General features: G+C 42.8%; 22 protein-coding genes, 1 tRNA gene and 2 pseudogenes. 21 read left to right on the top strand and 4 right to left on the bottom strand.

Annotated elements, in window-relative coordinates; translation table 11 throughout:
- Positions 1 to 24: 24 nt before the first annotated feature.
- The 6 genes from QQK00_RS07885 (at position 25) to rimI (ending at position 2649) form a co-directional block, all read left to right on the top strand.
- A complete protein-coding gene (locus QQK00_RS07885; protein WP_284216931.1) occupies positions 25 to 282 on the top strand; it encodes a YkoF family thiamine/hydroxymethylpyrimidine-binding protein in 258 nt (85 codons plus the stop codon).
- Positions 279 to 902 carry a nicotinamide riboside transporter PnuC gene (pnuC, locus tag QQK00_RS07880; RefSeq protein WP_284216930.1) on the top strand — a complete coding sequence of 208 codons (624 nt, stop codon included), beginning with the start codon at positions 279 to 281 and terminating at the stop codon, positions 900 to 902. The genes QQK00_RS07885 and pnuC overlap by 4 nt, the downstream gene beginning before the upstream one ends.
- Positions 892 to 1782, top strand: coding sequence for a phosphotransferase (locus QQK00_RS07875; RefSeq protein WP_284216929.1), 891 nt, complete (start codon positions 892 to 894; stop codon positions 1780 to 1782). Before pnuC ends, QQK00_RS07875 begins: the two co-directional genes overlap by 11 nt.
- A gap of 48 nt (positions 1783 to 1830) precedes the next feature.
- Positions 1831 to 1907: transfer RNA gene (locus QQK00_RS07870), tRNA-Trp, on the top strand.
- Positions 1908 to 1928: 21 nt separating this feature from the next.
- Positions 1929 to 2216, top strand: a complete 288-nt coding sequence (locus tag QQK00_RS07865; RefSeq protein ID WP_284216928.1) for a hypothetical protein — start codon at positions 1929 to 1931, stop codon at positions 2214 to 2216.
- Positions 2203 to 2649, top strand: coding sequence for a ribosomal protein S18-alanine N-acetyltransferase (rimI, locus tag QQK00_RS07860; protein WP_284216927.1), 447 nt, complete (start codon positions 2203 to 2205; stop codon positions 2647 to 2649). Before QQK00_RS07865 ends, rimI begins: the two co-directional genes overlap by 14 nt.
- 54 nt (positions 2650 to 2703) lie before the next feature.
- Here rimI and QQK00_RS07855 read toward each other — a convergent pair whose 3' ends face one another.
- Positions 2704 to 3072, bottom strand: a complete 369-nt coding sequence (locus QQK00_RS07855) for an EamA family transporter (protein ID WP_284216926.1) — start codon at positions 3070 to 3072, stop codon at positions 2704 to 2706.
- A gap of 341 nt (positions 3073 to 3413) precedes the next feature.
- On the opposite strand from QQK00_RS07855, the gene QQK00_RS07850 reads away from it, so the two are divergent.
- From QQK00_RS07850 to QQK00_RS07805, 10 genes are all read left to right on the top strand, one after another.
- Entirely contained in the window at positions 3414 to 4586 is a 1173-nt protein-coding gene (locus tag QQK00_RS07850; protein ID WP_284216925.1) for a glycosyltransferase, read from the top strand.
- Positions 4570 to 5169 carry a sugar transferase gene (locus QQK00_RS07845; protein ID WP_284216924.1) on the top strand — a complete coding sequence of 200 codons (600 nt, stop codon included), beginning with the start codon at positions 4570 to 4572 and terminating at the stop codon, positions 5167 to 5169. Before QQK00_RS07850 ends, QQK00_RS07845 begins: the two co-directional genes overlap by 17 nt.
- Positions 5159 to 5791 carry an acetyltransferase gene (locus QQK00_RS07840; protein WP_284216923.1) on the top strand — a complete coding sequence of 211 codons (633 nt, stop codon included), beginning with the start codon at positions 5159 to 5161 and terminating at the stop codon, positions 5789 to 5791. Before QQK00_RS07845 ends, QQK00_RS07840 begins: the two co-directional genes overlap by 11 nt.
- 14 nt (positions 5792 to 5805) lie before the next feature.
- On the top strand, positions 5806 to 7002 hold the full coding sequence (locus tag QQK00_RS07835; protein ID WP_284216922.1) for a DegT/DnrJ/EryC1/StrS family aminotransferase: 1197 nt from the start codon (positions 5806 to 5808) through the stop codon (positions 7000 to 7002).
- Positions 6977 to 8848 carry a polysaccharide biosynthesis protein gene (locus tag QQK00_RS07830; RefSeq protein ID WP_284216921.1) on the top strand — a complete coding sequence of 624 codons (1872 nt, stop codon included), beginning with the start codon at positions 6977 to 6979 and terminating at the stop codon, positions 8846 to 8848. Before QQK00_RS07835 ends, QQK00_RS07830 begins: the two co-directional genes overlap by 26 nt.
- Entirely contained in the window at positions 8845 to 10206 is a 1362-nt protein-coding gene (locus tag QQK00_RS07825; protein WP_284216920.1) for a lipopolysaccharide biosynthesis protein, read from the top strand. Before QQK00_RS07830 ends, QQK00_RS07825 begins: the two co-directional genes overlap by 4 nt.
- Positions 10207 to 11310, top strand: coding sequence for a glycosyltransferase (locus QQK00_RS07820; RefSeq protein WP_284216919.1), 1104 nt, complete (start codon positions 10207 to 10209; stop codon positions 11308 to 11310).
- Positions 11276 to 12646, top strand: coding sequence for an O-antigen polysaccharide polymerase Wzy (gene wzy / locus QQK00_RS07815; RefSeq protein ID WP_284216918.1), 1371 nt, complete (start codon positions 11276 to 11278; stop codon positions 12644 to 12646). Before QQK00_RS07820 ends, wzy begins: the two co-directional genes overlap by 35 nt.
- 1 nt (position 12647) lies before the next feature.
- Positions 12648 to 13826 carry a glycosyltransferase family 4 protein gene (locus QQK00_RS07810; RefSeq protein ID WP_284216917.1) on the top strand — a complete coding sequence of 393 codons (1179 nt, stop codon included), beginning with the start codon at positions 12648 to 12650 and terminating at the stop codon, positions 13824 to 13826.
- A gap of 233 nt (positions 13827 to 14059) precedes the next feature.
- Positions 14060 to 16174: a GumC family protein gene (locus QQK00_RS07805; protein WP_284216916.1), complete on the top strand. Its 2115-nt coding sequence runs from the start codon at positions 14060 to 14062 to the stop codon at positions 16172 to 16174.
- Positions 16175 to 16388: 214 nt separating this feature from the next.
- Here the strand turns inward: QQK00_RS07805 and QQK00_RS07800 are convergent, their stop codons facing one another.
- The 3 genes and pseudogenes from QQK00_RS07800 to QQK00_RS07790 all read right to left on the bottom strand — a co-directional run bounded on the left by QQK00_RS07800 (position 16389) and on the right by QQK00_RS07790 (position 18747).
- On the bottom strand, positions 16389 to 17216 hold the full coding sequence (locus QQK00_RS07800; RefSeq protein ID WP_284217581.1) for an IS3 family transposase: 828 nt from the start codon (positions 17214 to 17216) through the stop codon (positions 16389 to 16391).
- Positions 17217 to 17261: 45 nt separating this feature from the next.
- Positions 17262 to 18422 (bottom strand): annotated as a pseudogene (locus tag QQK00_RS07795) (IS30 family transposase).
- Positions 18370 to 18747 carry a transposase gene (locus tag QQK00_RS07790; protein ID WP_284216915.1) on the bottom strand — a complete coding sequence of 126 codons (378 nt, stop codon included), beginning with the start codon at positions 18745 to 18747 and terminating at the stop codon, positions 18370 to 18372. The pseudogene QQK00_RS07795 and the gene QQK00_RS07790 overlap by 53 nt, the downstream one beginning before the upstream one ends.
- Positions 18748 to 18825: 78 nt before the next feature.
- Between QQK00_RS07790 and QQK00_RS07785 the strand changes: the two are divergent.
- The 5 genes and pseudogenes from QQK00_RS07785 to argS form a co-directional block, all read left to right on the top strand.
- A pseudogene (locus QQK00_RS07785) lies at positions 18826 to 19116 on the top strand (antirestriction protein ArdA); the annotation flags it as partial.
- A gap of 161 nt (positions 19117 to 19277) precedes the next feature.
- Positions 19278 to 19739, top strand: a complete 462-nt coding sequence (locus tag QQK00_RS07780; RefSeq protein ID WP_284216914.1) for a mobile mystery protein A — start codon at positions 19278 to 19280, stop codon at positions 19737 to 19739.
- Positions 19732 to 20325, top strand: coding sequence for a mobile mystery protein B (locus tag QQK00_RS07775; protein ID WP_284216913.1), 594 nt, complete (start codon positions 19732 to 19734; stop codon positions 20323 to 20325). The genes QQK00_RS07780 and QQK00_RS07775 overlap by 8 nt, the downstream gene beginning before the upstream one ends.
- 99 nt (positions 20326 to 20424) lie before the next feature.
- Entirely contained in the window at positions 20425 to 22011 is a 1587-nt protein-coding gene (gene prfC, locus QQK00_RS07770) for a peptide chain release factor 3 (RefSeq protein ID WP_284216912.1), read from the top strand.
- A 12-nt stretch (positions 22012 to 22023) separates the two neighbouring features.
- Positions 22024 to 23757: an arginine--tRNA ligase gene (gene argS / locus QQK00_RS07765; RefSeq protein ID WP_284216911.1), complete on the top strand. Its 1734-nt coding sequence runs from the start codon at positions 22024 to 22026 to the stop codon at positions 23755 to 23757.
- The last annotated feature ends 7 nt before the right edge of the window (positions 23758 to 23764 follow it).

The following is a 23764-nucleotide window of genomic DNA, read 5'->3' as shown; positions in this document are numbered from 1 at the left end:
AGACCAATAGAATAAGGAACGAATATGAAATTAGCGGTAGAGATAACCTTGTATCCCTTGGATCAATCCTATGTCCCGTTTATTCAGGATTTTATTGATAGACTAAATACTGAATCTGGTTTGTTTGTAAATACCACGCATACTTGTACCCTTGTGGCAGGCGATTATGACTTGGTGATGTCGGTATTGCAGCGTGAATTCAAGACGACTTATGAGCAAGTAGGGCAAGCGGCGTTTGTTTGCAAATTCTTAAATGCAAATAACATGGATATCGCTAAATGAATGAGGTGTGGCAGGCCACTGTTACTCAGTGGCAAGCACAAAGTATACTCGAAGTGCTAGCCGTAGTGCTGGCGATTGCGTATGTCTGGCTAGCGACTGAAGAATCTATTTGGTGCTGGCCTGCTGCACTTGTTTCTACCTGTCTATTTACTTATATATTTTGGGATGTAAGCTTAGTCTTTCAGGTCTTGTTAAATGTATATTATGCCGTGATGGCGATAGTTGGCTGGTTAACTTGGCGACGAGCAAGCACAGAAAATACGCTACGAGTATCGACTATGCCGTTGCAATACCATCTTATTTATATTTTTAGTGGTATTGCTATTAGTGCGCTAATTTACCAATTTGCGGCGCACTGGTTAAGCTACGAACAGCTCCTTTTAGACGCCAGTATTACTGTGTTTTCCCTATTAACGACCGTATTGACCGTGAGGAAAAAGCGGGCGTCATGGATGTATTGGACAATCATAAATATTGCGACTATTTATTTAGTGTTAAGTACTGATTTGTATTTAACAGCCATATTGATGGTTATTTACGTCGTCATTGCCATTAAGGGGTATTGGCAATGGAGTTTGAGTATGCAAGCTGCTGAGTCTGCGGGAGACAGTGCATATTAGCGAGCAACGGTTTGGCGAGCTTAGTCAGTTAATTTCTGACGCACTATTTCATAGTGCTATCACGCACGAGCATTTGAAAATAACACCCATAAATGAAGGTGCGATTAATCGCAACTTTCATGTCTTGGCTACCACAAAGACGGTCCTTGATGATAAACGTGCCGAAGTATCTGAAAAACGATTTTTAGCGAAGTTTTTTGCTAACAACGAAAAACTGCCGGTCAATAGAAGGCGACAGTTTCGTTTGCAAGCATCACTTTCAAAACAAGGTTTAGCGCCTAAACCCATCTTTTTATCCCAAGATCAGACGGTATATATTGAGGAGTGGGTGCCTGCGCTCAATAGTTTAGGCACTGAAAAGCGACAAATAACTATAGCCTATCTTGCAACACTGCTAAATAAAATTCACTCAACAGCGTTAGACCCCACCCTCCTTCATCAACTCGATTTATCTGCAGACTGGCAACATTACATGGCATTTATTTTTGATGATTGCTATCTTCATTTGAATAAGGAAGAGAAAGAGAACTTACGCCAAGAACACAAAGACATTTTGCCAGTGTTAGGCGCTTATCAGCATGAACATCAACATGATCTTGTGCTGTGCCATCACGATTTACATTTGTCTCATGTAAGTGGTAATCACAGTATCTGTTTTGATTGGGAGTATGCTGCGGCATCGAGCAGATATTTTGATTTAGCCTGCACGATTAAAAGTAATGAATTCTCAGCGACGCAGTCAAATTCGCTCATTGAAACCTATGCAGCAGCTTCCGGTTTAGAGGTTTCGGTGATTAAAAAATGCACGGGTAATGCAATGGAGTTAGTGAATTTTACAAATAAGTTATGGTGGTTGCTTACAAAAGATACAAATGGGTAAATTAGTCCTTTATTAATTTTTCTTGGTCGCTATAATGCACGTGCTTGTAGGGGTGTAGTTCGAATTGGTAGAACAGCGGTCTCCAAAACCGATGGTTGGGGGTTCGAGTCCCTCCACCCCTGCCACTTCCTTTTTAGGTGGATAATATGGCATTAAGTCAACATCAAAAAGCAACACTACAAGCGATGGGCATCGACCTATATGCCTCTATTGACAAACACCCATTTTTTTCAAAGCCTTGGGTAAACGACTTACTCTCATTGCTCAATATATCTGAAGACGATTGCCTTATTGAAGACATTGAACATGCCGAATTTAACGCGCAAACGCAGCAACTTCATGTACCTTCATCACTAAACCTCGAAGACGCTTTGCTTAAACGTCAATTATGGGCATCGTGCAAAAATTATATCTCGCCTTTTGAAAACGTATAAAATAAGACCGATTGGCGACAGTGACATTCCGCTTGCTTACAACATTTTTAGTACAAATAGAGCGCTCCCTTGGTCTATCGAAAGTTTTACTCAGTCTGTCAACAGTGGCGTGTGTTTAGTTGCTGAGATAGAAGGGCAGTTACAGGGGTACATCCTGTGTTCTGTTATATTTGAAACTGCCGAAGTGTTAGATATTAGCGTACAAAAAAACGTTCAAAACCTTGGTATTGGCAGCGCGTTAATGAATGCTGTGATCGAATGTTTTCAATCTAAAAAAATAGAAAAACTGATCTTAGAAGTCGATGAATTCAATGCAGCCGCGATTGGCTTGTATGAAAAATATGACTTTCGAACAATAGATATACGCAAGAATTACTATCAGGATTCAGCCGGCAATTGTTCCAATGCCTTGGTTATGTGCCTCTCTTTATAATGCGTTATTTTTGTTAGTGGTAAGGTGCAGAGAACTACTCATCCGGAGTTTTGGTTACTTAGCCAATAGAATAATACCTGCAACGACCATCGCCGTGCCGGCCAACTTTTGGGTAGTCAATGGCTCGTTAAACAGCCAATATCCAAATAGCATCGTGCCGACAACACCTAACCCAATAAATGGGTATGCTTTACTTAATTCTGTTTTTGTCAGTACCAATAACCACACGCCAGTGCTTGCAACATATGCAAATAGGCCAGCGACTATGGACACATTGGTCAATAAAGCTGTTACCCACGTAAAAAATTCGACTTGAATATTTGTTTGCTTAGTTATGTTATCCATACCATGTTTAAATAGCACTTGTCCGGTAACGGACAAGCAAACACTGATGAGAGTTAGAGTAAGTGCGGCGGTATTCAATGAATGAGTTCCTTTTAGAGATAATACGTATTAAAAACGTATATGCCTATACTCTCACCTATTAGCTAATAAGAAAATAGTGGGTGCTCCTCTATTTAGGCACACTACCGCTATAGCCAAAACTCTCAGTACCGCTAACCCTACATTTCTCCCTGTACATGCCGATATAACAGATAGCGGGTATCCTAAAATGAATTGTTGTTTTCCATATTTTAAGATACACAAAACGTAATCAACTATAAAAGCAATGGATTTCAATTGGATAAGGATTTCTCGATACTTTGGAGTAGTACCTCTTTCTCATGTGCTAAGTTGTTCTTAGACCTAAGTGACGGTCGCATATGAAAGTGCTGCATTTAGTAAAAACGGCTGTTGGTGCCTCTTGGGCTGTGCGTCAGATGAGGGAACTTGTCCGTCAGGGCATTGAGGTTCATGTAGCCATGCCCTGTGGGCCAATGCGACAAGCGTATAAGCGTGTCGGTGTTAAGTGCCATAGGCTATCCCCTGAACTAGCGCCACTGCGCCCGCATGAAACACTGCATCGCGCAAATGCTTTATCACGCCTTGTTGAGACTGTTTCCCCTGACATAGTACATAGCCATTTTGTGTCGTCGACCTTGCTTATGCGACTAGCGCTGCGAAACAAGCGAATTCCTCGTATATTTCATATCCCTGGGCCATTGCACCTTGAGCATAACCTGTATCGTGCTATCGACATAAAGACCGCGAATAGAGATGACTACTACTTAGCGTCGTGCAAATGGACACAAAATGCGCTGATGCGATTCGGCATGGAAGAAAATAGAGTCGGTCTTGCATATTACGGCGTAACTGCAAACGAATTTCAGAAAAAAGAAGTCACTCGCACAGTAAATTTACGCACACTTATAAACGCAAACAACGATGATTTTATTGTCGGCATGGTGGCGTATTTTTATGCGCCCAAACGCTTTCTTGGTCAAAAAAGGGGCTTAAAAGGGCATGAAGATCTAATCGATGCTATTGCTCTTGTGCGTAAAAAATATAAAAACCTTCGCTGCGTATTTATTGGCGGCCCGTGGGGCAACGCAAATCAGTACTTCGAATCTGTTAAACACTATGCGGCTGAGCGCCTGGGCGACCACTGCTCGTTTTTAGGTACACGTAAAGATGTACCTGCGTTGTATCCACAAATAGATTTGGCGGTGCATCCTTCTCATTCAGAAAATGTTGGCGGTGCCGTCGAGTCGTTGTATTCCCAAGTACCTACTTTGACGACAAATGTCGGTGGTTTCCCTGACCTCATTGAACAGGGTGTTACTGGTCTAATGGCCGAGGCTAAGAACCCGCACTCACTTGCTGAACAGATTGAGTATGCATATACAAATAGGCCTGAAATGGTGTTGATGGCACAACGAGGGCTGGAGAAAGTGTCGAAAATCATGGATGTATCGAAAAATGGACTGGAAGTGAGTAGCTTTTATGAACACGTAATCAAACATCATAGGGAGGCCTTGTATGAAAAGGCTTCTTGATATTGTGTGGGCGTTGATGGCGCTTGTTTTGTTGTCTCCGCTGTTGATTGCTGTGGTGCTACTTGTAGTGGTGTTCATTGGGCGCCCCGTCTTTTTTACTCAGCAACGGCCAGGACTAAATGGCAAACCATTTACCATGATTAAGTTTCGTTCGATGACGGATAAGTGCGATGCAACAGGCGCGTTACTAAACGATGAGGAAAGACTCACCAAATTTGGATCATTCCTTAGAGCCTCAAGTCTCGATGAATTGCCCGAATTCATCAACGTGCTGCGCGGCGATATGAGTGTCGTTGGGCCTAGGCCACTGCTTACGTCATATTTACCCCTTTATTCTGAGCGACAAATGAAGCGGCACGAAGTACGTCCGGGCATCACAGGCTGGGCACAAGTCAACGGTAGAAACGCGTTAGATTGGGAAGAAAAGTTTGAACTTGATGTTTGGTATGTTGAAAACAAATCATTTTTGCTCGACATAAAAATCATCTGTCTGACTATTTTGACGGTGCTAAAAAGAGAGGGAATAAGCGATGATGTTTCATCAACGATGACGCACTTTACGGGAAATAAAAATGAGTATTGAATTGCCAAGTTTAGTGATTCTGGGTGCAGGCGGACATGCCAAAGTCGTCATAGAGACAGCCAAGCGCACTAACAAGTATTCAGATTTTCATATTTTTGACGATAACAGTAGAGCAAGCAGAGTTTTAAATTGCTCAATAGCAGGCAAGTGTGATGACGCACTAAGTAAAGATTGGTGCGGGTCTGAGTTTTTCGTGGCTATTGGGAATAATGACATTCGCAGTGAATTGATTGCTAAGTTGCATAAGCAATCAAGATGTATCGCAACACTCATTGATCCGTCTGCAATGGTTAGTCAATCAGCCACAATTGGCGCGGGTGTCATCATAGTCGCTGGAGCGATTGTAAATGCTGATGCCGTAATTTCTGACGGCAGCATCATAAATACCGCAGCTACTGTTGATCATGACTGTGTCGTAGCTGAATGTGCGCATATTGCGCCAGGTGTAAACCTCTGCGGTGGCGTAAAAATTGGCGAGAAAGCGTTAATAGGTGTTGGAAGTAGCGTATTGCCTGGATGCAAAATAGGTAAACACGCTGTTGTGGGTGGTGGTTCGACGGTAATTCGAGATATTAATGCGAATATTGTCGTTGCCGGGTCGCCAGCTGTATCAATAAGATAGAAAGGGAATTTGAGATGTTAAATGGACCGTTTTCGGCTTGGCCAGCCTATAACAAGGAAGAGCAGGACGCCGTTTTAAACGTTCTTCAAAGCAATAAAGTTAACTATTGGACTGGAAACGAAGGGCGAGAATTTGAAAAAGAGTTCGCTGCGTTTTCTGACTGCCAGTTTGCCGTAGCCGTCGCTAACGGCACCGTTGCTTTAGACCTTGCATGGAAAGCCTTGTCTTTGCCTCATGGCAGTGAAGTTATCGTAACTTCACGTTCGTTTATGGCATCTGTTTCATCCATTGTTATGGCGGGTCTCACGCCAGTGTTTGCCGATATCGACCTAGATTCACAAAATTTGTCGCCTGAGACAATTGCACCCCTTATCAATAAAAATACCAGCGCAATTTTGTGTGTGCACCTTGCAGGTTGGCCATGCGAAATGGAACCCATACTAGCGCTCGCAAAAAGGCATTCAATAAAGGTAGTCGAAGATTGTGCACAAGCCCATGGCGCGCAGTATAGAGGTCGCTCGGTTGGCAGTTGGGGCGATATTGCCGCGTGGTCATTTTGCCAAGATAAGATAATGACTACTGCAGGTGAGGGGGGCATGGTGACCACGAATGACGAGCGTTTATGGTCAGCGGCGTGGTCTTTCAAAGATCATGGGAAAAGCTACGAAGCGGTGTACGATAGAGAGCACTCTCCTGGTTTTAGATGGCTTCACGAATCCTTTGGCACCAATTGGCGCATTACTGAAATGCAATCGGCGGTTGGTCGCTATCAACTGACGCAAATGCCAGATTGGCACACTAAACGAACATTAAATGCCAATGCAATTGCAGAAGCTTGTCGACATTTTCCGGCATTGCGAGTGCCTGAAATACCTCATTACGTCCGCCATGCATATTACAAATTTTATGCGTTTATAGATGAATCCTTACTAAAGGGGTCATGGTCGCGTGACAGCATAGTCGCCGAAATCTCTGATGAGGGTGTACCATGTTTTTCCGGCTCGTGCTCAGAAATATATCTCGAAAAAGCATTTGATGGGACTGGGTTTCGGCCCAAACACGCGTTGAAAAATGCGCACATACTGGGGAAAACATCCATTATGTTTTTGGTGCATCCCACGCTTACCCAGAAAGAAATCGCGCATACACAAGACGTTATTTGTAAGGTTATGCAGGAGGCATCTCATGAATATACTCAAAGTCGCATATGAATGGCCAACATGGTTAAAACGGCTTATCCAACTCATATGGGATTCGTTTTCGCTTAGTATAGCGATGGCGCTTGCTTATATTGGTCGACTTGGTATTGAAAGTGTCAGGCCTAGTAATGAGGTGCTTTATCCAATTCTACTTACAAGCGGCTGCACAATTGTCGTACTTTATATGTTAGGTCATTATCGTCAAATATCTCGATATCTGGTGTTGTCATCATTTTCGGTGCTCGCCTCGGGCTTGGCGTTTTCTGTTGTATTTCTTTATCTATTAAAAGTCGCGTTTGCTGCCTTTATTCCTGGCAGCGTACCAATTTTGCACTTTGCATTTGCGTTTGTCTTACTTGCGGCGCCAAGAATGCTCATTATGCTGTCGATTCATAGCGATAATTACAAGCACAAAGAAAAATGTTTGATTTTCGGTGCAGAACGCGCAGGCCGCTCACTTGCTCTGGCACTTATGCAGGGGCAAGATCTCCACCCGGTAGCATTTGTTGATGCAAAACGAAAATACGTTGGTAGTATGGTGCTCGGCATACCTGTCATGCATGTTTCAAGCATTAAACATTTAGTAGAAAAGTACGACATTTCGAAAGTGTTACTTGCAGTAAACAACACCTCGGCAAAACGTCGCCAAGAAATCCTTAAGCAATTAGAGCCCTATGCAATTGAATTACTTGCTGTCCCAGAGGTGTCTGAAATTGCCTCGGGAAAGCGCAAGATTAATGATATTCGCGAAGTAAAGATTGAGGAACTTTTGGGCCGTGAGCCTGTTCCGCCAATAGATCATCTCCTCAATAAAAATACCCTCGGGAAAGTTGTTATGGTGACAGGCGCTGGTGGCTCTATTGGTAGTGAGTTATGTCGACAGGTAGCAAAGACCAAACCGTCACGCCTAGTATTACTTGAACTCAGTGAGTTTAATATTTACCAAATCGAGCAAGATCTTAGCGTCAATTTCCCAGAACTAGACATAGAGGTGATCCTGACGAGTGTGCAAGATGAAAAAGCGCTCAAACGCGTGATAGTTTCTCACGGCATACAAACTATCTATCATGCAGCAGCATACAAACATGTCCCTATAGTGGAAGCAAATTGCGAAGCAGGCATCAGAAATAATGTGTTTGGGACGGCAAGTACAGCAAGAGTCGCTGCTGAACTAGGCGTAGAGAAATTTGTGTTAGTGTCTACGGATAAAGCGGTTAGACCAACAAACATTATGGGTGCTACTAAGCGCCTTTGCGAGTTATACGTGCAAGGCATTGCCAAAGAGTATCCCAGCACTGATTTTGCGATCGTGCGTTTTGGGAACGTCCTTGGCTCATCTGGCTCAGTTGTGCCCTTATTTGAACGCCAGTTGAGAGCAGGTGGGCCTTTGACTGTCACGCATCGAGATATGATTCGTTATTTTATGACCATTCCAGAAGCCGCTCAATTGGTTGTGCAAGCGGGGGCCTTAGGTGCGCGCGGCGAAGTATTCGTGCTTGATATGGGAGCACCCATAAAAATTGCGGACCTCGCGGTTAAGATGGCGCACCTTCTAGGGTTTAGCGTCACTGGTATCGACACCGACACCGATGACGGGGATGTTGACATTGTCTACACTGGATTGCGTCCAGGTGAAAAGTTATATGAAGAACTGCTGATAGGCGATGCTGACATTGAAACTATGCATCCTCGTATCCTTGCGGCGAACGAATTTAGTATGTCGTTTAGTGAAGTGACTTCATTGTTAAAAGCATTAGAAAAAGCGATGGCAGCAAATGACGACGAACTATTGCAGCGTATGTTGATAGATGCACCCCTTGCTTATCAACCATTGACTCCCTTGGCGAAATCAGCGTGAAGTATGAGGCGAGAGAGAGCAACACCTTGGCAGACAAAAATTTGTCAGACAACGCCTTGTTCGACACTACCTTGAAGCAAGGGCAAGACACCTTGCACACAAGACGCAATATACGGCTAAATTCAGTGCTCACACTGGTTGCTAACGCTGCCTTGGCACTCAGTAACTGGAGTATGTTTATCCTCATTGCAAAACATTATTCGTCAGAGGCGCTTGGCAGTTTCGTTTTAGCGCTATCGATAGCATCTACCGGCTTGCTCCTTTCAAGTTTTAAACTTCGCACGCTACTTATTGTTGATGTGGAGTGGAAATATTCTATCGAAAGTTATGCAATGTCACGCGTGTTGGCTAACAGCGTAGTCACTTTGTTATGCGTCACCGTCGCAAGTTTGTGGTTTTCGGAAATATCTGGAGGTATTTTTTTTAGTGTGTTGGCCTATAAACTGGTGGATTCAGCCTCAGAGTTTTGTCACAGCTATGCAAGAAGAAACGACCATTTCGATTACGTGACGAAGGTGCTTGTTTTCAAATCAGTCGTTTCAATTATTACAATTGCATTATTTAGTATTTTCAATTTTTCCCTGTTTATCTTACTACTGTCATGGCTGTGCGTTGTGTTTGTTTTTGCGCTGTATGATATGTTATTCATTAGAAAATTGCTGCAGCATCACTCGACAGACAGCTTTACGTGGTCAAGGTTTATGAGCAGGCGTGCCGTAGACGAATCGTTTGGTATTTTCTCAAGGCATAAAACGATTGCTATTGGACTGGTTGTGAGCGCCTTGTTCGTGTATTTGCCCAATTTTATGCTAACGAAGTTAGACTCCCTGGCATCTGCAGGGATCTTTGCCTCCATTAGTTACTTTTTGGTTGCTGGTGGCATTGTTATTAACAGTTTGTCTCAAGCGGCAACGCCAACATTAACTCGCTATATTACGAGCCATTCGTACGAAGCGTTTTCCAAGCTTACGCTAAAGCTTTGTCTTATGGGGGCGGGATTGGGTGTGATTGGGGTAGTCATTTCCTATTTTTTCGGCGCCTTTTTTCTCGAACTGTTTTATACCCCTGAAGTGGCTAAATATTCAACGACATTGACCTTAGTCATGCTTGCTGCGCTAATACGGTATATCTACATTTTCATTGGTACCTCTTTGTCTGTATTGCATCAATTTGGCGTACAAACAAACATCTATCTTGCTGGACTGTTTACTTTGTTTTTTGCTGGTCTGTATTTGATTCCGGCCTACGGACTGCTAGGTGTTGGTTGGAGCTTTGTCGTGGCCACGACCGTCGAGCTTATCTTGTTTATACATGCGAGTTTTAAGATATTCGCCTTACCGAAAAGGTTGGCGAGTTAAATGAAAAAGAAAAAAGTACTGCATATATTTGGCATTATGAATCGAGGTGGCGCGGAGCTTAGGACCTTATCCACTGTGCCTGAAATGACATCGCGAAAGGTAACATACGATTACCTGGTGCTGAGTGGGCAGAAGGGGGTTTTAGACGACTCGATTAAAGCCAGTGGCTCAGTGATCCACTACTGCAAATTGGGCCCGATGTTTTTGTCTAAATACGTAAAAATACTTCGACACAATGACTATGATGTTGTGCATTCGCACGTGTCACTGGTGTCAGGCTTGATGTTACTTATCGCTTGGATGTGTGGCATAAAAGTACGGATTGCACATTTTAGAAGCACGCATGATGTCGAAACGCCGTCTATTTTTCGGCGTTTACGTGATCATATACTACGTTTTTTACTGCGTAGGTTTGCCACCAGTATTGTAGGCGTGTCAAAGGCAACGTTAGACGCTTTTTGGCATAGAGAATGGCCACACAACACTAAGTTTAAGGTGATATACAACGGCTTTCCACATGTGAAGTTTTCACAAACACCTGATTTTTGGCAATCAGTGTGCGCTAAACCCTGCCATGGCCCACGTATTCTGCACGTGGCTAGAATGCATGAACAAAAGAACCAAATCTTTTTGATGCGAGTTTTTTGTGAGTACCTTAAACAAGCATCCCATGCGACATTAGTGATGGTGGGTAAAGAAGACCCTGCTATAAAACGAGAACTCTTGCACACTATTGCGGAGTTTGGTGCTGAAGAAAATGTCATTTTTACTGGGGAGCAAGCCGAGGTATTACCTTTTATGCTGCACGCCGACTTAATGTTATTCCCGTCAAAATGGGAAGGCTTACCCGGCGCAGTTATGGAGTCTGCAAGAGTTGGGCTTAGAGTGCTTGGGTCAAAGATTCCACCTATTGAAGAGGTATCTGAAAAACTGCCTTGTGTACAAGCATTGCCACTTGAAAAGACACCCAAGGAATGGGCTGACCAAATCACGCGAGTGCTTGCTGAAAAACCACAAACAAATACGTATCGACAAGCATTTATCGAAAGCGAGTTTCAACTGGAAAATAATGTTAAGCAGCTATTCACACTCTACGCTCAATAAGGCCGTATTTAGAAAACTAGTCGGCTTGTCTCTGGTACTGCTTTGTAGCATCAGTGTATTGTCGATAGTTATCGGCGCGTTTGACATTAGCAGACCACATCTGGAGTTGCTCACTGCATTAAATTTTTTGGCTTTAGCGGCAGTGCTAGCGCAAGTATTGCCCCGTGGTATTTGGTCAATTTCGTTTATTTTTTACGTCACATTTGGGGTGTTTCATGCGGGCTTAATTCTAGCCAGTGCAATGGGGGGAATTACTGATGACGACATTGTTTATCAAATCAGTTTTTGGTTTGACACCCATTACAATACCCACGCCATTGTGTTAATTAATCTTGCTTTTATTGGGTATGCATTCGCATCTATTTTATTCTCAGACAACGTGTCCTTGGGAACGCAGAAGGAGGATGTAGCTTATTGCCGACGCGCATTTCATATCGGCGGTATAGGGCTAATTGGTAGTATATTTATCTTTTTTGCGATTGCCTTTAGTACCGGCGCGGCGAGTTCTTATGGCGCGTATCTGTCTGTCGTAGACAGTATTCCTATCGTGGGCATTTTATTTACCTACATTTATTTGTTGATTGGATTGACGCTGGTGTTAGTGGTAGTGAGTTATCGACCGGGTTTTGGTGTGTACTACTTTTTAGCATTCTTTGTGTGGAGCGCGATGGCGTTTCGCTTAGGGCTTCGAGGTGAGGTAATGTTTCCCAGTGCTGTGGCACTAGCATTACTCGCTAGAAGGGGAAAGCCAATTAATGGTGCGTTAATGGTCGTGTTAATCACGGTATTTTTAGTTGCCGCAAGTATCGTGAAAAATGCTCGCGTTTCCGGCGATTTTTCTGGCGATATGTCACTCAATCCAATGAACACCGTAGCCGAATTGGGGTCCAGTTTGCGCGCCGTGACAGAAGTGGTGAAATGGCGGGATACCGGTGACGATCTATTGTTGGGCGCGAGTTATTGGGCGCCCATAGAACGACAAGTGGCCTTGGTTTTACCACAAATGAGTCGCTTACCTGCACTTGAGGATGATCGTTTACTCAATGTAAAAGTGATTAGGGTGTCAGGGCCGATTGGGTTCTCTCTAGTAGCAGAAGCCTACATTAATTTTGGTGGTACTGGGGTTTTCATCATCGCCATGATATTTGCTTATTTGTTCGCAAAATTAGATAACAAACCCTCGACACTTTCTACTGATGTATACATTGGCGTGGCCTTAGTCCCAGTATTTGTCATGATAAGAAACAGTTTTGCCCATGTCCCTATCCAGATTGTTTTAGGCGTGGTGTTAGTGGCAGGCTGTTTGTTCTTAGCCAAAAGAAATAGGAGCATGTAAAGTGAATGTGGTAATAACATGCGAGTTTCGGTTTTTTCGGACACCAGATGGCAAGGTGTGGACCTCTAGCGCCTTCCAATATCAATTTTGGCAGCGTTACCTCCAATCATTCGATACTGTTAAGGTGGTGGCCAGAGTAAAGGAGGTTTCTTCTAGCGAAGCCGCTTGGGTGCTTTCTTCAGGCCCCCTTGTTACCTTTGTTCCATTGCCATACTACATCGGTGTTGTTGGCCTGCTCAAGCATAGCTTGACCATTCGCTCACTACTGCAAAACGTCTGCAATGAAGACGACGCTATTATTTTTCGCGTGCCATCACAGTCCGTCATGTTAGCCACACTGGGGCCCAATACTATTGCAAATTACGCGATAGAAGTCGTTGGCGACCCCTATCAAGTGTTTAATGCTGGCGTTACGCATTCTCTTTTAGATAAGTTTATGGCGAAAGTGAGTAGATGGGCGCTTCGCTCACTAGCAGATTCTGCAGCAGCGGCGTGTTACGTCACCAACACATATTTGCAGAGACTATATCCGGTTGATGACATGTCAGGTGCAATTTCGGTTGGCTGTTCGGACATAGAACTTTATCCTGACGACTTTGTAGATAAACCTAGGAGCTTTAATTCTCCCGCGACTAATCTAGTATTTGTTGGGTCGCTAAGCCAGCTTTACAAAGGGCCAGATACATTACTTAAAGCTCTAAAGGAATTAAAAAGTAAAAATATTTATTTTACCTTAAACATGCTCGGCGGTGGTGTGTACTTGCCTGAAATACAAGAAATGGCGTCGGCATTGGGTTTGAGTGACAGCGTTAATTTTGTGGGTGAGGTATCACAGCAAGAGGTAAAATCGTATCTTGATCAGGCTGACATTTTTGTGATGCCTTCTCGAACCGAAGGATTACCGAGAGCGCTGATAGAGGCAATGGCGAGGGGACTACCTTGCTTAGCTTCGAATGTTGGCGGCATTCCAGAACTTGTTCAAGCGTCTTGTTTGTTTGATGCTGAAGACTACATGACATTTGCTGATAAACTCGGGCGTCTTTCTCAAGATACCAACGCGCTAAATGCTGCGAGCGCGAGAAACCTAGCGGTCGCCCATCAATACGAGAACGACAAATTGCAGCAAAAACGCCAAGACTTTTATCATCGGTACAAAATGACGTTATTGGAGAAGGCGTAAATTCAACCGCTTATCTTTGACAACTGCATTAAAGCTAAACCTTCGTGCGGTCGATATTAAACAATCAGAGTTGCATACATATTGTGTAAGCGTCCCGAAAGCGCAAAACCTGTCGCTTATATCCTTGTAAGCTGAATGCATTCTGAAATAGGACAAGTTGCCCAAGGGCTTGTTGTAATTGGTTACATCAAATAGTTTTTTCTAGGAAGAAGCTGATATAAACGGAATTTTTGTTGAATACCGACGATCAAAACAGCCAAAGTAATGGTGATATAGATATAGTGTATTTACTTTTGTTGCTTTGGCGACAAAAGTCGATTCCGATTGCCTTTGTTTTGATTGGTTTTGTATTTACTTTTGTTTACGTGAAGACGTTGCCAAGTGTATTCACCGCGTCAACGACTTTACAAGTTGGTATTGAGCAAGGAAATATTGTTTCGATAGACGAGCTGTATGTTTTAGAAGCGCGAACAGAAGAACATTACAACACGCAAATTGAACTGCTTAAATCTCGACAAGTACTTAAAAAAGTTGTCGAAAAACTTGGTCTTACTGCGCAAGAGTTGTATGAAAAGCCCACACCACCTATTGTTGAATACCTGCCTATACTAAGTGATTGGTTTAATAAACCTATTCAGAGCAAAAGCACGTCTGAGCTTGCGATAAGTATTCAATCGATGCTGAGCGTTTCGCAAATTAAAAGCAGTGAATTTATAAAAATTAAGGTTACTGCGCATTCGGCAGAGTTAGCAGCAAACATTGCAAACACTCTTGCGGATATCTACATGGAATATCACAGTACTAGTCGCAGTGAAGTAAACGAAAATGCATCCACTTGGCTCATTGAAGAAATAGAGAAGTTAAAAAACAAACTTAATTCTGCGGAAGCGGGGCTTCAAAAATATAAAATGGCGCACGATCTAATAGATATAGAAGGTGTACTGAGTCTCAAAGCGAATGAAATAGAAACCTATGCGCAGCAAGTGTTGGACTACCAAAAAACGCTTGAACAACTTAAAGCCCGTTTTGGCCGATTAAAAAACACAAATGACCCTCTGGCGCTATTGAATGCCAATATGGCGAGTATCAGTAGCCTAATAGCATCTACAAAAAAAACCTTGTCACATTTGCAGCAAGAATTCGCTAATATTTCTTTGGTTTATGGGCCAAAGCACCCAAAACACCAATCAATAGTTGAGGAAATATCGAGTGTCGAAAGTACCCTTCAATCGCATATTGATTCAGCCTTATCGAGCGTTGATGATTCCTTTTTAGCGGTACAGAGCGACTTAGCAAGCGCCCAAAAAAGCTTTGAGAAGAGTAAGGCCGAATACCATCATTTGAGTATGCAGCAAAGCGAATTTCATCGCCTGCAAAGAGAAGTCGAGTCGAATCAAGAGTTATATGACACCTTTCTCACACGCTTACAGGAAACTAAAGCCACTAAAAATTTACAAAAGTCTTTTGCAAGAATACTGGATTATGCATATCCGCCGAAGTTTCCGTCAGGTCCTAAAAAGGTGTTGATAATGGCGGTATCAATTATGTTATGCGCCTGTCTCGGCGTTTTATTGATACTGGTGCTTGAGTTTAGTCGAAAGGGAATACTCAATGCTGAAGAGGCGGCTAGAATAACGTCATTAGCAGTATTGAGCGAATTGCCGAAAGTAAATAAAAAATTAAAGGCTCATAAACGTGTTTGCACTAAGCCATGTGACCAACTAGTGAAAAATCCGCATTACTTAGAGACGATGCGAAATCTACGTACTAAGTTAAAAGTGAATGAAAATTCGTGCAGCATATTAGCAGTAACGTCGGCTATGTCTGGCGAAGGTAAGTCATCGACCACGCTTAACCTTGCCGAAGCATTTTCTGAGTTAGAGCGCGTACTGGTCATAGATGCTGATCTGCACAAGCCTTCCATGGCTGATAAATTAGGACTTGATAGTATGCAAGCAGGCCTTGTTGAGCTGATGAGCGGAAAATATAAACTAGGTCAATGTTTGCAAAGATCTACATCGCAAAATTACGACATTATGTGCGCGGGTCACTTGCCCGATAATCCAAGTAAATTACTATTATCAAGGAACTTTGCTCGATTGCTTAAAGGTCTGTCTAAACATTATGATAGAGTCATTGTTGAGACCGCACCGATCAATTTAGTCTCTGATGCACAAGCGATATCAAAATCCGTCGATGGTGTACTTTTTGTTACTCAGGCCGAAAGCACGTCGAGAGAACATGTCAAAAACGGGATACGGTTGCTGCATCAAGTGAATGCGAATATTCTTGGTTTGGTATTAAATCAAACGAATGACAAGTTAAGTAAATACCAATATCACCAATGAGTTGTAACTTTGAACTTTTCTTGGAGACCTGTTTAGGTTGCTTAGAAATCAGTCCAAGTCGTTTCATTTCCGAAGCTTGAACTCGCAATTGTTCAAGAGTAAGAGCGTTACAGTCTATCGGTACTATCAGTACCAATATCCGCTTTTTTTTAACCGTGTGGTTTTGTAACGGTCTAATGATCTTAGACACCCAGTTAGGCTGTTTTTAAATAGTTTAGCTCATATCCGCTGGCGATATATTGCCCAGCGTAGCATGGCGCCTTTTTTGATTATAGAACGGTTCAATATAGTCTATGATATCTGCTTTAGCTGCTTGGCGTGTTTTATATCTTCTATAATTCACTCGCTCTGATTTTAAGCTTCTAAAGAAACGTTCCGTCACGGCATTGTCTAAGCAATTTCCTTTTCTACTCATACTTGACTCAATGTTGTGTTCCTCCATACATTGTTGAAACGCCGTACTTGTGTATTGCCCTCCATGAGCCGAGTGGAAAACCTCTGCTTGATTAGGCTGTCGTTTGTTCACTGCTAACCTAAGTGCTCGTGTCGTTAACTCGCTATTAGGTTTATCTGAAAACGCCCAACTAATCACCCTTCGAGAGTACAAATCCATGACAATCGCTAAGTACAGCCACCCTTGGCTAGTGCGGATATAGGTAATGTCGCCAGACCAATAGCGATTAGCCGTTTCAGGATTAAATTGCCTATTTAGGCTATTAGGGGCAAGCAACGATGATTGTCCATAGAGAGGGTATCGATGCTGTTTGGGACGCTTGGCGACTAACTTAAGTTTTTTCATAAGTCGACTCACTTTGTAACGTCCAACACCAAAACCTAATTCACGTAATTCTACAACCATACGTCGAGTGCCATAAGTGGCATCCATATCCTTATGGGTCTGGCGTATAGCGGCGAGTAAACACAGTGTCTCAGGCTTAATGGCTTTAGGTTTGCAGCGTGCATAGAAGCTACTCCTAGCCACAGGCAAACAACGGCATATTTGTTTAACGGGATATCCAGCCTTTTTCAAGTTCTGCGCGATTTGCTGCTGCCGTTCATTTCCATGGCGAAAAAGGCTGATGTAGATTCAAGTGATCATCGCAACACTCTTTTCAATCATGTGTGATGGTGTTTTGAATTTCAATGTTTTTCTAGGTCATTCGTTTAATTGAGCTGCAACCTCATTAAGTCTCGCTTGTGAATGTGGGGACAAATCCGTCTTTTTAGGGAAGTATTGTCTAATAAGGCTATTCGTATTCTCATTTGTGCCACGCTGCCATGGGCACTGAGGGTCACAAAAATATACCGGCATACCGAACTCTTCAGTAATGACACTATGCTTCGCCAACTCCATACCTCTGTCCCAAGTTAGTGACTGGCGATACTTAGCAGGCATTTTACTAAACGTTTCACATAGTGCTTCGTTTACAGAGTCTGCATCTTTTCCAACTAATTTCAGAATAATGGTGAAACGAGATTTTCGGTCGACCAAGGTGGCTATATGCGTATTCTTAGAGCCGGACACTAAATCACCTTCCCAATGCCCTAGTGAGCGCCTATTGTCGATATGTTTAGAGCGTTCGTGAATCGAAACGCCATTCACTATATTAATTGAGCCCCTATCACCTTTTTTCGAATGAAATCGACTATGGCGCATTGGGCGCTTCCTTCTCAGGTGTTCACAAAATGAATGGTGAATAATTTTTTTTGAGCGGACATAGAGTGACTTATAGATAGTTTCGTGCGAAACCTGCATCTTTTTACGTCGTGCATATTCAACACGTAACCAACCGGATATCTGCTCGGGAGACCATTTTAATTGAAGTTTATCCAACACTAACTGCTTAAGTTCTGGGTGTAATTGAAGCAAGCCAAGCTTTGGTCGCTTTGCCATACGTTTAGCTCGATTATCTGCATCTACCGCTTGATAATATCTACGCCCTCGATTTCTAGATACTTCTCTGGAAATCGTTGAAGGAGACCGATTGAGTTGCTCCGCTATAGCTCTAATACTTTTTTTAGCGGAAAGTGCGACCCGAATTTCTTCACGCTCTCTCATGGTCAAATGAGTAATATTACGTTTTCTAGGGGGTGGTTTAATACCGCCAGAACTTTTTAATATTGTAAAAACAGAGCCTGGCTTAGCTTCAATTACTCGGCCAATATCACTAAACCCTGCACCTTGTTTCCATAAATCAAAAACCAGCTCTCGTTCGTCCTGGGTAAATGTCCGTTTTAGTTGCTTCATCAAATGTCCTCACGCAAATCAGTATTTTAATATAACTGTTGCGATGAACACTTGAATCTACAGACGCTTTTTTTAACAGGTCATTGTCACTTTGGAGTTGTTTTACCTGCTTTTCAAGCGCTTGAATACGTTGTTGCTCTGGCGTAATCGCAGAGGCTGTTGGCGTAAGTCCCTGTTGCTCTTCTCGATACTGCCGAATCCAACGTTGGAGTGTGGAAAAGCCAATATTCATCGCGAGTGCCGCTTGTTTGACTTGATAACCTTGTCGAACAACGAGTTCAACACATTCTTGTTTAAACTCTGCTGAGAACGTTTTACGGCTCATATTTACCTCATTAGTTATAGGTTAGTGTACCTCTAACAAGGTGTCTAGGAAAAGTAGACCGTTACAGGGTTTGAATCAGCTCATGAAATAGCATGCTTTATTTCTGAGCATGGCGAACTAGCCGCTGAGCTATTAGGGCATTTTTCAGATTTGGCTGATGCTCAAAAGGCCATGGAAGAAAGTTATGCAGGTTGTCATTATAGTGTGGCCGACTTTGCCGAAGAGCTAACAACAGATACCACCGAGATCCCTGAAAGCCTTGCTTACTATATCGACTATGAAAAAATGGGGCGTGACATGGAGTTAAGCGGGGATATTTTCACCATTGAGACGGGTTACAGAGAAGTTCATATATTTTGGAACCATTAGGAAGTTAGTGTAAGCGGCTTTGGTACTAAACACCAATAATGTCAAGTCATAGCTATACTATAATCTCCTTGGTGTATAGGTTTGGCTTGACATTTAGTGTTAATTTGTATATTAATAACTATACAAATGGATATTCTTAACACTCTAGAAAGAATTAAAACATGAAACATATCGTTGCTAAACAGTATAGAGAAAATGTGAATCTAGCACGTAAAAAGCTTGAAGGTCTTGCTACACCTTCGGAAGGGTGGTTACGAACAGTAAGAAAGGCGCTTGGAATGTCTGGCGCTCAACTTGGGCGAAAGCTAGAGGTTACTAGAGGGGCAGTCTCAATCAATGAAAAGGCTGAGCTTTCAGGAGGCATCACGATTAAGACTATGCAACAAATGGCTGAGAGCATGGGGTGCCGCTTCGTATATGCTGTTGTGCCAGAAACTGACGTTGAAGATATTCTTATGAAGCGAGCTAGATTAAAAGCAACGAAGCAAGTTAGAAATGCAAGTGTTCACATGGCACTCGAAAACCAATTGGTAGCCGAAGGAAAACTTGTTGCAGAAGTTGAACGTCTTGCACAAGAAATGATTGAGACTTCGCCTTCAGATTTATGGAATGATGATGAGTGATATATTTAAAGAGCCTGACGGCGCAACGCCACTTGACCCTGACGAAATGGAAGGCTTACGTTTTAAACATATTCAAACGCGTGGACAATTAGACGAGCTTGAACAGGCCAATATACAAAATGGGCTGAAATGGTTGGGTAAGCAAAAGTCACCTGACGTCCTTAGTGAAGGTTTCGTTAGAGAACTGCATAAAAAGCTGTTTGGTGAAGTTTGGATATGGGCTGGTACATTCAGGAAAACTGAAAAAAGTATTGGCATTGATCCAATACAAATCAGTATTCAATTGAGACAACTTTTAGGCGATGCCGCTTATTGGATAGAGAATGAAACGTATTCTGCTAAAGAGCTAGCAGCTCGTTTTCATCATAAGTTGGTTTATATACATTTATTTCCGAACGGCAATGGGCGCCATTCTCGTATTATGGCTGACGCTATTTTAACCAAAATTTTAGGTGAACCACCTATTGATTGGGCAGGGGGCTATCAGTTGGAAAAAATCAATGAACGGCGAACGCAATACATAACGGCACTTAGGCAAGCTGATGGACATAATTTTGAACCATTAATGGAATTTATCGAAGCATAAGAAGGCAATTTTCGATAGAATATCGCGCCGCTTTCACTTATGCGAAAGCGGTACAAATAATTGGGTGTAAATTTAGGTGTAAATAAGGGTCTAATGAGTATGAACGATAGCAATTTTGTCAATGAAATCAATAAGCGACGCACGTTTGCTATCATCTCTCACCCGGATGCAGGTAAAACCACGATTACCGAAAAAGTGTTGCTGTTTGGGCAAGCTTTACAAGTGGCTGGTACAGTCAAAGGTAAAAAGTCTGGTCAACATGCTAAATCTGACTGGATGGAAATGGAAAAAGAACGTGGTATCTCTGTTACTACATCGGTTATGCAGTTTCCTTATCGTGATCATTTGGTTAATTTGTTAGATACCCCTGGGCACGAAGATTTCTCTGAAGATACCTACCGCACATTAACTGCCGTTGACTCATGCCTAATGGTTATTGATGCGGCAAAAGGTGTCGAAGACAGAACGCGTAAACTTATGGAAGTCACGCGTCTGCGCGATACGCCAATTATTACTTTTATGAACAAGTTAGATCGCGATATTCGTGATCCTTTAGAATTGTTGGACGAGGTTGAAACCGAGTTAAATATCGCATGCGCGCCTATTACTTGGCCAATTGGTTGCGGCAAATTGTTTAAGGGCGTTTACCATTTGCATCGTGATGAAACGATTTTATATCAAAGCGGATTAGGCCACATGATTCAAGATGTCCGTATCATCAAAGGCTTAAGTAATCCAGAATTAGACGACGCCGTCGGCAGTGATTTGGCGGGGCAATTACGAGACGAGCTTGAACTCGTGATTGGTGCCTCGAATGAATTTGATTTGGAACTATTTCTCGACGGACAAATTACGCCTGTCTATTTTGGTACTGCCTTGGGTAATTTTGGCGTTGATCATATGCTAGATGGTTTAACTGAATGGGCACCTGCGCCACAAGGTCGCGAAACGCAAGCGCGAAAAGTGGAGCCCTTGGAAAGCAAGTTCAGCGGCTTTGTATTTAAGATTCAAGCAAATATGGACCCAAAACACCGAGACAGAATCGCTTTTTGTCGCATTGTGTCAGGTAAATATCAAAAAGGCATGAAAATGCGCCATACGCGTATTGGCAAGGATGTGCGCATATCTGATGCGCTTACTTTTCTCGCTGGCGATAGAGCATTGCTTGAAGAAGCATATGCGGGTGACATTATTGGTTTGCATAATCATGGGTCAATGCGCATAGGTGATACCTTTACGCAAGGTGAGGATTTTACCTTTTCGGGGATACCGAACTTTGCGCCTGAATTATTTAAACGTATTCGTTTAAAAGACCCTTTAAAGCAAAAACAGCTGCAAAAAGGGTTAATTCAATTGTCGGAAGAGGGCGCAGTCCAAGTATTCAGGCCGCTGATAAATAATGATTTAATCGTTGGCGCGGTGGGTGTTTTGCAGTTTGACGTAGTTGTGGCGCGTTTAAAGGCGGAATACAACGTAGAGGCGATATATGAACATGTAAATGTAGCGACCGCGCGCTGGATATATGGCGACGACAAAAAAGTAGATGAAATACGTCGTAAGGCAGAAGTGAATATTGCAATAGATGGGGCAAACAACTTAACTTACATTGCGCCTACAATGGTGAATTTGTCCCTAGCGCAAGAGCGTCATCCCGACATTACGTTTGCCGCCACCAGAGAACAATAAGAGAATCAACACATGTTAGTACAATCCTTATTAGTAGAAAGATTTAGCCAAGCGGTTAAGCAACTTGGTGTCGAGAACGCGCCCGTGCCTTTAAGTAAAAGCACAAAGGCTGGCTTTGGTGATTATCAATTTAATGGTGCCATGGCACTTGCAAAACAACTTAAAAAAAGCCCCCGTGACATCGCCCAGATGATATTGGACAAGGTTGTTATTGATGACATAGCCGATAAGTGTGAAATTGCAGGCCCTGGATTTATCAATATCCATTTGTCTACCTCTTGGTTAGCGAAACAACTGCAACTTGCTAATACAGATTCGCGCCTGTGTGTTGGACGACAATTACCTGAAAAAATTGTGGTTGACTATTCAGCGCCCAATTTAGCTAAAGAAATGCATGTAGGGCATTTGCGAAGCACGATTATTGGTGATGCCGTGGTGCGTGTATTAGAGTTTTTGGGCCATGAGGTGTTGCGTCAAAACCATATGGGTGATTGGGGAACACAGTTTGGCATGTTGCTCGCGCACCTAAGTGACAAGTTAGCAGATAATCAAGTAGCAAGCACTGCGTTGTCAGATTTAGAAGATTTTTATCGTGAAGCTAAAGTAAGGTTCGACAACGAAGATGGTTTTGCTGATAGAGCAAGAGACTACGTTGTTAAGCTGCAAGGCGGTGATGAACAATGTTTGGTGCTGTGGGAACAGTTCATTAAAGTATCCGTATCCCACAGTGAAGAAGTATATGAAAAACTCAACGTTACCCTAGCAAATGCGCATATTATGGGTGAGAGTGCCTATAATGATGATTTGGCGCCTTTAGTTGACGACTTATTAACACGAGGAATTGCTGAAGAAGATCAAGGCGCTAAGGTCGTATTTATCCCAGAACTTGCTGACAAAGAGGGAAAGCCGGCCGTCTATATCATACAAAAATCGGGTGGCGGTTATTTGTATGCGACAACAGATTTAGCTGCAATACGTTATAGGTGCGGTAAACTAAATACTCAACGTACGCTTATTTTTACTGACGCACGCCAAGCGCTTCATTTTAAGCAAACAGAAATTGTTGCCAGAAAAGCAGGGTACTTAGAAGAAACCCAAGCTTACCAACATTGTCCCTTTGGTATGATGTTAGGCAAAGATGGCAAACCGTTTAAAACGCGCACCGGTGGTACAGTTAAGTTATCGGATTTACTAGATGAAGCAATAGACCGCGCAACAGAATTACTGAGCGCGCGAGACCTAGCGCACAGCGAAAGTGAGTTGACTAATATTGCAAAAACGGTGGGCATAGGTGCTGTTAAATACGCAGATTTAAGCAAAAATAGAACAACAGATTATGTGTTTGATTGGGACACTATGTTGTCTTTTGAAGGCAATACTGCGCCTTATTTGCAATATGCTTACACCAGAATACGCAGCATCTTTAGAAAAGCGGGCATTAATGCAGACTCCCATGAGGCGAATATTTCGCTTGAAAACAACAGTGAAATGGCCTTGGCCGTTAAAGTTCTGCAATTTGAAGAAACGTTGTTGTCTGTTGCTAAAGATGCCACGCCACATACCTTGTGTACGTATCTATACGAACTTGCCAGTTTATTTATGCGTTTTTATGAGGATTCACCAATTTTAAAAGATGGCGTGTTGCCAGAGCAAAAAGGCAGTCGCTTGAGCCTTGCGGCAATATCTGCTAAAACCCTTAAACAGGGTTTAGACATGTTAGGTATAGAGACGTTAGAACAAATGTAAGAACAAA

It is taken from the genome of Agaribacter marinus (genome assembly GCF_030160655.1).
Classification (GTDB): Bacteria; Pseudomonadota; Gammaproteobacteria; order Enterobacterales; family Alteromonadaceae; genus Glaciecola; species Glaciecola marina.
This window is presented reverse-complemented; position numbering and strand designations above follow the sequence as displayed.

Excerpts from the sequence above, each read along its gene's own strand:
- argS (WP_284216911.1), top strand. The coding sequence starts at position 22,024 with ATGTTAGTACAATCCTTATTAGTAGAAAGATTTAGCCAAGCGGTTAAG.
- QQK00_RS07845 (WP_284216924.1), top strand. The coding sequence starts at position 4,570 with ATGAAAAGGCTTCTTGATATTGTGTGGGCGTTGATGGCGCTTGTTTTG.
- QQK00_RS07830 (WP_284216921.1), top strand. The coding sequence starts at position 6,977 with ATGAATATACTCAAAGTCGCATATGAATGGCCAACATGGTTAAAACGG.
- QQK00_RS07865 (WP_284216928.1), top strand. The coding sequence starts at position 1,929 with ATGGCATTAAGTCAACATCAAAAAGCAACACTACAAGCGATGGGCATC.
- wzy (WP_284216918.1), top strand. The coding sequence starts at position 11,276 with ATGTTAAGCAGCTATTCACACTCTACGCTCAATAAGGCCGTATTTAGA.
- QQK00_RS07885 (WP_284216931.1), top strand. The coding sequence starts at position 25 with ATGAAATTAGCGGTAGAGATAACCTTGTATCCCTTGGATCAATCCTAT.
- pnuC (WP_284216930.1), top strand. The coding sequence starts at position 279 with ATGAATGAGGTGTGGCAGGCCACTGTTACTCAGTGGCAAGCACAAAGT.
- QQK00_RS07790 (WP_284216915.1), bottom strand. The coding sequence starts at position 18,747 with ATGAGCCGTAAAACGTTCTCAGCAGAGTTTAAACAAGAATGTGTTGAA.
- QQK00_RS07780 (WP_284216914.1), top strand. The coding sequence starts at position 19,278 with ATGAAACATATCGTTGCTAAACAGTATAGAGAAAATGTGAATCTAGCA.
- QQK00_RS07850 (WP_284216925.1), top strand. The coding sequence starts at position 3,414 with ATGAAAGTGCTGCATTTAGTAAAAACGGCTGTTGGTGCCTCTTGGGCT.
- QQK00_RS07775 (WP_284216913.1), top strand. The coding sequence starts at position 19,732 with ATGAGTGATATATTTAAAGAGCCTGACGGCGCAACGCCACTTGACCCT.
- QQK00_RS07820 (WP_284216919.1), top strand. The coding sequence starts at position 10,207 with ATGAAAAAGAAAAAAGTACTGCATATATTTGGCATTATGAATCGAGGT.
- QQK00_RS07840 (WP_284216923.1), top strand. The coding sequence starts at position 5,159 with ATGAGTATTGAATTGCCAAGTTTAGTGATTCTGGGTGCAGGCGGACAT.
- prfC (WP_284216912.1), top strand. The coding sequence starts at position 20,425 with ATGAACGATAGCAATTTTGTCAATGAAATCAATAAGCGACGCACGTTT.
- QQK00_RS07835 (WP_284216922.1), top strand. The coding sequence starts at position 5,806 with ATGTTAAATGGACCGTTTTCGGCTTGGCCAGCCTATAACAAGGAAGAG.